This window comes from Flavobacterium fructosi (genome assembly GCF_042787335.1).
GTDB lineage: Bacteria > Bacteroidota > Bacteroidia > Flavobacteriales > Flavobacteriaceae > Flavobacterium > Flavobacterium fructosi.
In genome coordinates this window covers 1-12,544 of the sequence record NZ_JBHZQA010000011.1, presented here as the reverse complement: position 1 = coordinate 12,544, position 12,544 = coordinate 1, and the positions used below count along the sequence as shown (strand labels likewise).

Genomic DNA, 12,544 nt, shown 5'->3' with positions numbered 1-12,544 from the left:
CGATTTTATGAGTAGCATAGCCCAAAATAAAGAATGGCATTCCGTTTCATATAGTAAAGTATTAGAGAGTCTCGATACTTCCTCTGAAGGTCTTAGTACAACAGAAGCTGGGAAGCGCTTGAAAAAGGAAGGGCCAAATATCATTTGCAGGCAAAGTAGAGAAAGTGCCTTTAAAATTTTGCTGAGGCAATTTCTTAACCCGCTTATATATGTTCTACTTACTGCTACCATCTTTGCTATAACTATGGGCAAAATCACAGATGGTATAGTGGTGTTTTGTGTAATAATTATTAATGCCATTATCGGGTTTGTTCAGGAGTACCAGGCTGGAAAAACCATTCAGGGACTTCTCCAATTAATTCCGGAAAATGCTACAGTGATTAGAGATGGAAAGCAAAAGAATATCCAGGCTGCGGAACTAGTTCCCGGTGATTATGTATTGCTTCAGGCTGGCGATAAGGTATCGGCAGATATGCGGCTCACATTCGTAAAAAATATGCAGTGTAATGAATCTATCCTTACAGGAGAATCCTTGCCGGTGGAAAAAAATACGGATATTATTGAAGCAGATGTAGGAGTTGCTGATCGTAAAAATATGGTTTTTAGCGGCACATTGATTACTTCCGGTACAGCAGAAGGCGTCGTTGTTTTGGCAGGTATTAAAACCGAGATTGGTAAAATTTCAGCACTTCTTCAAACTACCGCATCAGTCAAATCTCCACTGACAAAATCTCTTGAAAAAATTGCACGAGGAATTACCTATGCCATCATCCTTGTTAGTGTTTTAGTTTTTCTAATAGGAATATTTCGTAATTATACATTCATAGATGCAATATTTTTTGCCATTACTCTTGCGGTAGCAGCTATCCCAGAAGGACTGCCAGCCGTAATTACTATCGCATCAGCTATCGGTATTATGCGAATGGCAAAGAGACAAGCTATTATCAGGCATTTATCCGCTGTAGAAACCTTGGGCAGCACCACTGTAATCTGCTCAGATAAAACGGGAACGCTTACCCTTAACGAAATGACCGTTCAGGTACTTTGGAATGGAAAGCAAAAATTCAATGTTACAGGAGTAGGTATTAATACTGATGGTAAAATTTTAAAAAATGATTCTGATGAAGAGGGAAAGGAGGATGAAATAGGTGAACTTATTAGTGCTGCAGCACTGTGCAATGACGCAACACTTCATAAAAAAGAGGGTCATTGGAAATCAGTAGGAGACCCTACAGAGGTTGCCCTGATAGCAGTAGCCGGAAAGTTTGGAATAAACGAGGACGAACTAAGAAGCAAATGGCGGAGGCTGGATGAATTACCCTTTGATTCCGAAAAAAAAATAATGGCTACGCTCCATCTATCCCCTTCTGGAGAAAAAATAATTTACCTTAAAGGCGCACCTGAATCAGTTATTCCACTTTTATTAAATAGTAAAAATTCATCAGAGGTACGAACGGAGGCTTTACAATTAGCAGGAACAGGAATGAGAGTATTGGCTTTCGCTTCCAGAAAGTTGGATAGCGAACATTCATCACTCATTACGGAAGAGGATCTGTGCGATTTTACTTTTTTAGGGATACAGGCCATAAGTGACCCTCCAAGGATGGAAGTAAAAGAAGCGATCGATTCGTGTCATAATGCAGGTATTACGGTGAAAATGATTACCGGAGACCATCCTGCAACAGCCGGAGCAATAGGCAGGGAACTTGGATTTATAAATGCAGACAGGGTTATCACTGGAAAGGAGCTTCAGAATTTGAATGCCCAGGAGATTCAAGAGGTAGTAAAAAACACCAATATTTTCGCACGGGTATCCCCCGAAGATAAATTAAATTTAGTAAAAGCCCTTCAGGCTAACGGGGAAGTGGTAGCCATGACAGGAGATGGTGTAAATGACGCCCCAGCACTTAAACGTGCAGATATTGGCGTAGCTATGGGTATAAGTGGCACAGCTGTTGCCAAAGAGGCGGCAGACATGATCCTGGCCGATGATAATTTTGAAAGTATAAAGGCTGCTGTTGAAGAAGGACGCCGAGTATTTGATAACCTTTTGAAATCGATTGTATTTCTTCTGCCTACAAGTATAGGATTGGGATTGGTTATTTTTATTGCCGTGTTATTTTTTCCTTCAGAAGGGGGAATCCTACTCATCCCAATACAGCCTGTTCAGGTATTATGGATCAATCTTATAACTGCCGTAGCCTTGTCATTGCCTCTTGCACTTGAAGCAATGGAACCCGATGTAATGAATCGTCCTCCACGTAAGCCCAATAAACCTTTATTAAGTTCTTTGATAATTTTCAGGATGATACTGGTTTCTCTGGTAATGGCAGGTGGAACAATTGGATTATTTCTTTGGGAATATAATATTGAACTGTCCAGAGGCATGGAACATTCACTGGCCATTTCGGAAGCTCAAACAATGGCTGTAACAGCAATGGTTTTATTTCAGGTGTTTTACCTTATTGATTGCCGATCTCTTAATTTTTCAGTCAATAAAATCGGGCTTTTCTCCAATCCATTTATTTATATCGGAATTGCAACAGTACTGTTTGTTCAGGCCGCTTTTGTTTATTTTCCATTTATGAATCGTTGGTTTCATTCATCACCATTAAAAGCAGTGGCATGGGGGATGTCAGCCATGGTAGCTTTTTCAATTCTAATAATTATCAGTATTGAAAAATGGATTCAAAGAAAATATTTTAAAAATGTTAAGATGTAATACTTGTTGTGAAGTACATGTTTTATATGCGAGGAAAAACTTGTTGTCAAAAAGTGTTTTACAAGGAGTAATAATGGATTGTAGCATAGTAAATGAAATATTTTGTTAACCAATCAACGAAAACCTAAACAAGATGGATATGATCCTTGTGCCGATGAAATAAAAAAAAATAAATACTGAACTCATGAAACTACTTTGGCAATTACTGTGAAACAACACAGCAACAATTTGAACAATTTAGAGGTCATACAGTTTGGAGTATTAAACAAGGTTTTTATGTCGCAACATATGTGTTAAACTTACAAAGTATTATAGAAAAAAAATCGAACCGAATATAAACAAAAGAATAGGAAATATGACTATAATCAATAGTATAGGCATCACAAACTATAAAGGATTCATACACGCTTCAAGTTTTTCATGGTATAAAATTTTGTTAGGCATTTGCCAAAAAGTTCATTACCTTTAAGATGCGTTTTCGTTTAATACCGTTTGTACAAGTAAATCCTGAACGACTTGTACACGCAAACTGTCAGACCATCGTTATAGAAAAGCATTTAAGAAAATTCAATAAACAAACCTTTTGGTAACCTGTAAAAATTAACCAAATGAATTTGATAAAATAGGAGTGATGGATAATTAAACAAGATGCGAATATGCAAACGGATTTGAGTTTTTGGATTGGCTTTAATGTATTCGTACTGCTGATGCTGGCATTGGATTTAGGGGTGTTTAACCGTAAAGCACATGAAGTAAGTATTAAAGAAGCCATGATTTGGACAGGGGTTTGGATAACCCTTGCCATGTGCTTCAATTGGCTTATTTATTATTGGCAAGGTGAAGTGAAAGCATTGGAGTTTTTTACGGGTTACGTAATAGAAAAAGCATTGAGCGTAGATAATATTTTTGTATTCGTTTTAATTTTTTCTTATTTCAAAACTCCTGCAATATATCAGCATAAAATTTTGTTTTGGGGAATTATCGGAGCTTTAATAATGCGGGCTGCTTTTATTTTTGCGGGAGTGGCGTTACTTGAAAAATTCCATTGGACGATTTATGTTTTCGGAGCGATACTGATTTATACAGGATATAAGATGCTTACGCAAAAGGAGATAATAATTGAACCAGAAAAAAATCCCCTTATAAAATTATTCAGAAAAGTGATGCCTGTTACTAATGAACTGCATGGTGGTAATTTTTTTGTAAAACAAGATGGAAAACGGTTTGCAACGCCTTTGTTTTTAGTGTTAGTGTTGATTGAAACCACCGATTTGATTTTTGCAGCAGATAGTATTCCTGCAATACTGGCAATCACGCAAGACCATTTTATTGTTTATACTTCAAATGTGTTTGCCATACTTGGCTTGCGCTCATTGTATTTTGCGCTGGCGGGAATGATGGATAAGTTTCGGTATTTGTCGAAGGGACTTGCTTTGATATTAATATTTGTCGGGCTGAAGATGTTACTGGTTGATTTCTACAAATTGCCGATACAAATTGCATTGTTGGTAATTGTTGTTATTTTAATCTTGAGCATTGCAACTTCATTGATGTCTAACAAAAAACAATAATAGGTTTAATCAGTCAATTGAATAGTGTTTTTGTCAAAATAACAATCAACATAAAAGATAATGGATAAAATTCTTGTTACCACCGATTTTTCTTCTAACTCAAAAGCAGGTTTGCGATTTGCCATTCAATTGGCATCCCAACATAAATTTGAGTTGACTTTTTTTCATTCCTATTACATTGCAAATCTTACATCAATGAGCGATGCCATCTTCGCTAATTATGAAAAGATAGAAGCGGATAAAATTCAAAAAAAACTGAACCAATTTGTAGCATCGGTTTATAGAGACATTGATGTTGTTTCTAAAAATAAAAAGTGTGTAATAAATAGTGCTGTTTTTGCAGACAGCAATGTCAGTGAATATGCTCAGGAAAATAAATTTAGTTTTATCTGCCTCAGTACCAGAGGCTCAGGAAAACTAAAAAAAATATTCGGGACAAATACTTCTAGTCTAATCTCTCATTCAATAGTCCCTGTTATAGCCGTGCCCCACAATTATCGTCGAAGTGAGATAAAGAGCGTCATTTACGCCTCCGACCTTGTAAATATTGAAAATGAACTGAAAAAAGTAATTGAATTCACAAAGCCATTAAAGGCAAAAGTTGAAATACTCCATTTCAATTACCCCACTGAAATGACAACAAATAAAAACACCATAGATGAATTGGTAAAAAAAAATTCAAAGCATAATATTGAACTGCATATCGAAAATATCAATCTGGCCAAGAGTTTAATTTCAAACATAGAGGCGGTAATTAAGCAGTCAAAACCTTCCATGATGATTATGTTCACGCAACAAAACAGAAGTTTTTTTGATAAAATATTTTTTTCCAGTAACTCCGCAAATTATTCCTTTAAGGCCAAAGTACCGTTGCTTGTTTTCAATAAAATATAGGTTCAAAAAATTGAAATAAAAAAAACGATAAAAATACACATAGTGAACTTCAAGTAATTTACTGATTTTAGTACTTAACAACAACTTTAAGAGAAGATCAAGGTAAGTTTTTATTACTCTAAAATACAAATTCTAAAGTTGTGTAAAAAGTTCTAGTATCAGAAGGTATTATTCCTGGTCCTGGATAGCCAGTTGCTCTTCTGGTGAAATAACTGTTATTTGTAAAATTAGTGATTCCGGCTTCTAGTTTCCATTTTTTCCATTTATACGAGGTTGAAAAATCAGCTACATAATAGGCTGGAATTTGGCCAAAAATACCATACGTATTGTCATTTATATCTGTTTTACTGTTGTTTGCTTCCGTAAATTGAGAAGATACATAGGTAAATTGTACACTCGAAATAAAGTTTTTATACCCAATTCCTGTTCCTGTCTTTATGTTATAAAGCGGAACAAACTCTACTTTATTTCCTTCAATATTTGGCGCATCCGATTTTAAATATTCTGAATTGGTAATCGCAATATTAGAAAATACATTCCAAGCAAAGTTGTCGCTTTCTTTAAAGAAAGTCTTACTTAAACTCCAGTCAAACATGGTTTCAAAACCATACGTTACAGCTGTACCTATATTGTCTCGAAATCTGACAATTGCTGCTGAACCATTAGGATTTCGGGTTTCATATTCCCCTATTTTATCGTTATAATACAAGCCATAAATACTAGCGTCAAAAGTGACTTTATCTCCTAATTGTCCTCTAATTCCAATATCAGAAGTATAGCCCTTTTCGTCAGTAATATTTTCATCAATCACTTGACTTGGTGAAACCGTACGAATATCATTGAATGTTACCGAGCGATAATTTTGAGAAATATTCCCATACAGTTCAATTCGGTTTTGTGGTTTATAACTTAATCCGACACCAACTAAAATGAAGTTTCTGTCTTTTATATTTTTCTCAAACTTAGTTTCATCTAAAATCACATTTCCTGCTAAATCAAGATTTATTTTTCGGTAGGAACCTTCCGCTTGTGTTTTTATTTTTTCAAATCTAAAACCAGGAGTTATAGAAAAATTAGGGGTTATTTTGAAAATATTCTCCCCAAAAACAGCTATATTTAAATTGGGAAAACTATAGTTGGATTGGTTGGCATAAAAAGGGAATTCAGCTTCTGCTAGATTAAAATTGGCATCACTACCCGAGCTTCCCGGACCTTGAAGGCCTGAATTTTTGGATTGATAATATTTAGCCCCAATCAAAAAAGCGCTAGTGTTATCATTAATTATGTAGCGTTGTAAATAGCGGGCTTCTGCACCCCAATTGACAAATTTACCAATTATTAAATCCCTTTCGGTACCTAATACATCCGGGGCAGAAACTCTGTTAGAACGAAATCCAAGTGCTTTTCGACTCGCATCCAGACCAAATAATTGCAAAGAAAAATCTGCCTTATCATTAAATTTATGCTTTAATCGAAGGGCAAATAAATTCCAATTTACAGCAAACCAGTTTCGTGTTCTATTGCTTTGTGTTGGATCATTATCAAACATCACGTCAGTTAATCCTCCGGCTTGTTGTGCTAAATAATTGAAATAGGTGTAGTCAAAATGTAAGGAAGTTTTATCCGAAAATTGATAATTTAAATTTCCAAAATAGTTTTTACTCTCGAATTCAGAATTAGGTCTAAATCCATTTCCTTGTTTGTAATTATAAAAGGTGTAGTAACTGAACTTATCTTTTGTACCACTTAACGAAGTAAAATTGGTAAACAAACCATACGAGCCTACTGTAGTTCTCGTTGCAAACTCAAAGGGTCTTTTACTTGGTGATTTTAATTTGAAATTAACTAATCCGCCAAATTGTGTACCGTACTGTAACGATGCCGCGCCGCGTATGACTTGAATCTCTTCTAATGCCTCGGTGGGTGTTGCATAATAACTTTCAGGATAACCCAAAACATCCGCACTTATGTCATACCCGTTTTGACGGGTATTAAAATTTGATGTTCGATTTGGATCTAATCCTCGACCACCAATACTTAATTGCAAACCACCATCAGAACTTTCATTTATAGTTAGTCCTACCACTTGAGCAAATATTTGACGTGCATTGTTGGTTGCCTTGTTTGCTGTTATTTTGTTTAATGAAATAACTTCAGTTTTCTTACCTGCATAAATAGCTGTTTCTTCAATATCTTTTAATTTATTGAGGGCAAATATTTTGTCTTTCTGTTTATTGATTACCACTTCGGAAAGTTGTGTAACGCTTTGTAAAACAACAACAATATTTTCATCAGATGCTGCCACTGTTTTTTCTAAAACGGCATAGCTCTCTTTGTAAAACACAAGTTGATAATCACCAGATTGGTTGAATTCAATTGAAAATTCTCCTTTGGAATTAGACAAATATTTAGTGCCGAAACTTTTGTTGTACACTTCAACTAACGCTAATTTAGTACCGTTTTCAGCCGTAATTATTCCCGAAATTTTATATTGTGAAAAGCTATTTATCGTAATGAACAAAAATAGAATGCAACTAAAATCCTTTAATTTCATCGTTAAAAGGTAATATCCAAGTTTTGTGTTTGAAAGATTCATTTTCTTTGGCTAGATTTATTTTTGGGTCAATGTATAATTTGCTTAATCTTCCGTTGAGAGCAACGTAACTTTCTACTCTAACTTCAGGGTTTTGAATGCCTTGTTTTTGGTAATAATTCCGTAAAAAATGTGCGTATTCCAAAATAAAATCTGGTTGAAACGACATCTGCTTTTCTTGAAAAGTGGTTAAAAAATGACTATTGTCTACCTTTATATTTTCTTTAGTTTTCGCATCGGTAACACTAAATTGAGTATAACCGGCTTTTTCCATAAGCATCACGCGCCACGAAAACCGAAAGCCTTCTTCTGTCCAAAATAATTCGTCCGGATACAATAAGTATCGAAAAGGAAACAGTAATTGTAAAGCTATAAAACAACTCACCAAAGCTATTTTAGTTTTATAAAGGCCATTGAAATTTTGAATTTTTTCTTTTCCATTTTCAAAAACAGCTATACTAAAGTTAAACAATTTTGAAATAATTTGTAAGCACTTTTTATGAAAATCGGCATTAAAAAAGAGTAATGAACTGACAATCATTATATACGGAAAAACACCAATTGGGAAAAGTATTTTAGTCAGAATATGAAATACTACTACTAAAACAAAAGCGAAGAGTCTGGTTCTTTTATATAATAGTAAAAAAGGGATGCTTAAATCATAAATCATTCCTGTCCAGCTAAAAGCGTAGTGTACCCAATTCTCATTTAATAAAGAACCAATTATTGGTAAATTGGAATTATTAGGCAACCAGATTTTGAGTGGCATAGCTTCAAAAAGCCAGTCTGAATTGAGTTTTGCCAACCCTGCATAAAAATATACAATCCCGATAAGCAATTTCAAAATATCAATTGTCCAACTGGGTATTTTCTGAAAGGCAATTTTAGGATTTCTATACGCATCAACAGAAAAGTACGCATTTGCAGGTAAAAAAATTAGTATAAAACTCACCACCGTAATAAAGTAATAATGGTTTAGGTAAGTTGTTTTATCCATAAATTCTATATAAGTAAAACTCAGGAAAAAAGTAATAATCGATAGTTTGTATTTGTATCCGATGGCGACAAATAAAGCGGCTAACCCTGAAATAAAAAACAATAAATAGGTATAATCTCCAAGTGGTTTTACCCATTCAAAACCATAATATGTAAAGTGGAATTGGGGCTGTATGTAAAATTTATCAATCCAGCCATAACTCACAAATCGCAGTAAACTTAAAACCATCATAAAACCAAACGCTAGCCTAAAAAAAGCTAGCGTTGATGCCTCTGAATATTTATTTATATATTTTGTCATACTAATATTCATAATTAATCGCCATCACCATCTACATAATCAATAGTAATGTTTAACGCTTGCATCATATCTAGTTTTACGTAAATAACATTTTGCTGTAAAGCATCATATGCAGCAATCATTTTTGAATTATCAGTATTTATTTGTTGCGAAAAACTGTTGTTCAGGGTAGTATTAACGGTAAAAATAGTTGTGAATTGATTGTTTATGATATCGCTTAATTTTTGGTTATTTCGTATCGCATTTAAAAAGTCTAAATACATTTTTAAACCTGCACCTGTTGTGGTACTATTGAAATGCTTTCCATTGAAAAAATCCTGTTGTGCTTTTAGGGAAATATTTAATAACTCTTTAGAAATATCATTTTTATAATAGCCCTCCACTTTTTCTGGATATTTAACACCACTTGAAAAAACGCCTGCCGGAATTCCTAATTTACCAGCTCTAATATCTTTTTCAAGATTTTTTACAAATAAATTTGTGGTCTTGTTTACTGAACTGCTTACCGATGTTCCGTTGTTAGCCACATAACTATTTCTAAAACCCGAATTCCAGTCGGTTACAACTGCATCAATATTAGTTTTTAATTTGCTCACAACCGCTGATAAGTACTGTTTGTAATTGGTAGCATTTGTATTTGTAGCATAAAAACCAACGATTGCTGCATCACTTGTACTCAAACCATTTATCAAATAATCCAATGCTGGAAAACCTTGTTTGTCAAGTTGAGATAACAATGCCAGATTGTAAGTTCCGGATGAAATATTAGATTCTATACCGATTGTATTTGTTGGATAAGTATTAGAAGCCATATTAAAATTGATTTCTTCTGCTTTACCCAGATTGTACATCGATATATATTGATAGGCTTTGTAAGCGTCTAGCCAAGAAGACCTAACCGCTTGAAGATTTCCTTCAGTTGGCGTTGTAACAAAAGCATTTGAGTTTGTTGCTAATATTTGAACCTTTGCTTGGTAATTTACATAACTTGGTATAATGATATTATCAGCCCAGTTAGTTAATAGTACTGTTCGATCATAATTATTCCCGTCAGTATTGCTCTCTCCCTCATTTGATGAGCAAGCCGCAATTAAAACAATGAGACTTAAAATTAATAGAATCTTTTTCATTTTTAAAAATTTTTACAAAAATACACAAAGCAAGAGAACTTAAATTCTCGTACTTTGTTTTTATTTAATTAATTTACTGTTGCAGCTTGAACTACTGTAAAACTGAATTTTGTTGCAATTTGTGATGAAATAGCATCGAGTTTTGCTCCCAAGGTATCGATAGCCCACAATCCATTAGTTCCGCTCACCATAGAAGATAACATTATATCTACTTCTGCTTTAGTAAAATAAGGACTATTTGTTCCTGGTATATTAGTATAGCGCAATGCCATAATAAATCCATAACCTTCAGACAAAGCATGAAAAGCTTTTGCACCATTATCAGTAGCTAATTTACCTTTTCCCTCCTGCAAATAAAACACGGCTCTAACTGCTGAAACAAGTGCTAGTTTCGCTTTAATAATATCAATTTGAGTATCACGAACTGCATAATCATTAGCAACAATTGCTGCTCTGCCTTTACGGAAAGCCATCTCAATGTCGGCTTTAAGTGTATTAAAATCAGTGTCGGCATTAACTTGATTGATATAGCTGCTCCAATGCTTGAATACGTTTGGGGTAACTGTTAAATTATCGGCACCGTAAATGTAGCCGTAAGCTTCATCCCATGTATGTTCCATTGCTGTGTAAGACTTTCCAGCAACTAAAATTTTCCTGGTATTATCTGCTTTGTTAGTGCTTTCATCTAATTTATTTAAACTTAAATAATTATTCGCTATTTGATCCATAAAACAAGCGCCCATCATTCCTTTTAATAATACTTGTTGAGGCTCTAATCCATTTGCGGCGAATAATCGTTTACTTGTTCCATCTAGATAAACACCTGCAACACCCGCTGAAGCAGTTTTTCCTTGACTGGCAGCATCAGCATTGTCGAATTGGGTTTCAAATAAATCACGAACACTTACTTGTTCCGCTATTGAACCACCACCAAGATATAATGAAAAATAATCTTTTGAAGCAGCCGTTTTATCTTTTAATTGTTTCCCAGAAGCGTTTAAACCTGCACCAGTATAGCGATTGTTTGTATTTAAATACATTTCTGATAAAACAGTATCGTCAGCTACAGTTCCGTTTGTTGCAGCTGTACTAAAATATTTCCCCATTTCATCAAGCATTAATAACCGGCTTGATTGCCCTGAATAATCTACAGATGTTACCGCATTTCTTTCAAATGTGTACGTTGTAGGAACGGTATAGTTAAAAGATTCTTCAGCAGCTGCATTGTCATCATTTGAACAAGAAGAAAGTACTAATACTAAGATTGGGAATGCGGAGAGAGATATTTTTTTAAAGTTCATTTCAGTTAATTTAGATTGAATTAAAATAATTTAATGCAAATATAAAACCTAAAACGTAACAAACAAATTTTTATTTAAATTTATTCTAAATAAAATTTGACATTTTAACAAGCAAGAGGTATTCCAATTAATGATGAATATGCTAAGCCAATAACTAAATTAGGTATTTATATCACTTGTTTAATGATTTTTGATATTTGTGAAATTGACGAAAATACGACTTAGTTATAAAAGTTCTTACACAGGCCGTATTTCAACAGCGAGTATGCAGTTTTACCGCATTCTAAAGCTTTCATTTGATGGTTTTTACCTTAAATTTTGGTTTTACATTGTAAAATAAAAATACGAAAGCTATAAAAGCAGTAATGCACTATGCCAAGTAAGCTCCCATCAACTTATAAGGGAAAATAAAATGGGAGGTGGAATTTCTAATCGGATATTTGATTCTAAAAAACACCAGTGTTTAGTTGTAATAATGACCAAAGTAGGCTATGCAAAGCTATATAACGACGTTTTTTGTGAAATGCTTCAGGTATATCAGGAATGAAATTTACAGGCTAAAATCAACCAAAAAGGATTGTATTCTATTGTAAAAAAGTTTTGATAGTATATATAACGAATGTGGCCTAAATATGGGTTAAAAGTAGAAATAAAAAACACTAACTTACTGATTAGCAGTGGTTAGTGTGATGTTACAGTGGAGAAATTGTTCCTTAATACGTACAACAAGATTACTTTGACTTTTACTCGCAAATAGGATATGTAAATTCTGAAATTAGTAGGTTAGTATCAAAAATCGAAAATGATGCTAATGAATTTTTTTCTGAATTTTTTGACACTAGCGATAATGAATTCAAAATAAGTTTGTTTTATACGGATAAGTTCTTTCACGGTACTCATAAAATAATTAATAGCGATAATCTGGACATGCTAACTTAGCCATCACAGAAAGTTAAGAAATAATCTTAATTTTAACCTATGAAACAATTCCGCAAAGTTTATGACAAAGCTTTCAAAGAAAAAGCCGTCCAATTGA

At 33.9% G+C, this 12,544-nt stretch carries 7 protein-coding genes; 3 read left to right on the top strand and 4 right to left on the bottom strand.

The window, feature by feature from the left end; translation table 11 throughout:
- Window positions 1–7: 7 nt before the first annotated feature.
- The 3 genes from ACFX5D_RS14250 (at window position 8) to ACFX5D_RS14240 (ending at window position 5,187) form a co-directional block, all read left to right on the top strand.
- Window positions 8–2,722 carry a cation-translocating P-type ATPase gene (locus ACFX5D_RS14250; RefSeq protein WP_379858879.1) on the top strand — a complete coding sequence of 905 codons (2,715 nt, stop codon included), beginning with the start codon at window positions 8–10 and terminating at the stop codon, window positions 2,720–2,722.
- Between the two features lie 656 nt (window positions 2,723–3,378).
- The gene (locus tag ACFX5D_RS14245; RefSeq protein WP_379858878.1) at window positions 3,379–4,293 is read left to right on the top strand and encodes a TerC family protein; all 915 of its coding nucleotides are present in this window, start codon (window positions 3,379–3,381) and stop codon (window positions 4,291–4,293) included.
- A gap of 60 nt (window positions 4,294–4,353) precedes the next feature.
- Window positions 4,354–5,187 carry a universal stress protein gene (locus ACFX5D_RS14240; protein ID WP_379858877.1) on the top strand — a complete coding sequence of 278 codons (834 nt, stop codon included), beginning with the start codon at window positions 4,354–4,356 and terminating at the stop codon, window positions 5,185–5,187.
- Between the two features lie 118 nt (window positions 5,188–5,305).
- Here the strand turns inward: ACFX5D_RS14240 and ACFX5D_RS14235 are convergent, their stop codons facing one another.
- The 4 genes from ACFX5D_RS14235 to ACFX5D_RS14220 all read right to left on the bottom strand — a co-directional run bounded on the left by ACFX5D_RS14235 (window position 5,306) and on the right by ACFX5D_RS14220 (window position 11,508).
- Window positions 5,306–7,741: a TonB-dependent receptor domain-containing protein gene (locus tag ACFX5D_RS14235; protein WP_379858876.1), complete on the bottom strand. Its 2,436-nt coding sequence runs from the start codon at window positions 7,739–7,741 to the stop codon at window positions 5,306–5,308.
- Window positions 7,722–9,089, bottom strand: a complete 1,368-nt coding sequence (locus tag ACFX5D_RS14230) for an HTTM domain-containing protein (RefSeq protein ID WP_379858875.1) — start codon at window positions 9,087–9,089, stop codon at window positions 7,722–7,724. Before ACFX5D_RS14230 ends, ACFX5D_RS14235 begins: the two co-directional genes overlap by 20 nt.
- 2 nt (window positions 9,090–9,091) lie before the next feature.
- The gene (locus tag ACFX5D_RS14225) at window positions 9,092–10,207 is read right to left on the bottom strand and encodes an imelysin family protein (RefSeq protein ID WP_379858874.1); all 1,116 of its coding nucleotides are present in this window, start codon (window positions 10,205–10,207) and stop codon (window positions 9,092–9,094) included.
- Window positions 10,208–10,275: 68 nt separating this feature from the next.
- Window positions 10,276–11,508 carry a DUF4856 domain-containing protein gene (locus tag ACFX5D_RS14220; RefSeq protein WP_379858873.1) on the bottom strand — a complete coding sequence of 411 codons (1,233 nt, stop codon included), beginning with the start codon at window positions 11,506–11,508 and terminating at the stop codon, window positions 10,276–10,278.
- Between the last annotated feature and the right edge of the window lie 1,036 nt (window positions 11,509–12,544).

What these genes read in the sequence shown, in the direction of transcription:
- ACFX5D_RS14250 (WP_379858879.1), top strand. Translation starts at nt 8, where the DNA reads ATGAGTAGCATAGCCCAAAATAAAGAATGGCATTCCGTTTCATATAGT.
- ACFX5D_RS14240 (WP_379858877.1), top strand. Translation starts at nt 4,354, where the DNA reads ATGGATAAAATTCTTGTTACCACCGATTTTTCTTCTAACTCAAAAGCA.
- ACFX5D_RS14230 (WP_379858875.1), bottom strand. Translation starts at nt 9,089, where the DNA reads ATGAATATTAGTATGACAAAATATATAAATAAATATTCAGAGGCATCA.
- ACFX5D_RS14235 (WP_379858876.1), bottom strand. Translation starts at nt 7,741, where the DNA reads ATGAAATTAAAGGATTTTAGTTGCATTCTATTTTTGTTCATTACGATA.
- ACFX5D_RS14245 (WP_379858878.1), top strand. Translation starts at nt 3,379, where the DNA reads ATGCAAACGGATTTGAGTTTTTGGATTGGCTTTAATGTATTCGTACTG.
- ACFX5D_RS14225 (WP_379858874.1), bottom strand. Translation starts at nt 10,207, where the DNA reads ATGAAAAAGATTCTATTAATTTTAAGTCTCATTGTTTTAATTGCGGCT.
- ACFX5D_RS14220 (WP_379858873.1), bottom strand. Translation starts at nt 11,508, where the DNA reads ATGAACTTTAAAAAAATATCTCTCTCCGCATTCCCAATCTTAGTATTA.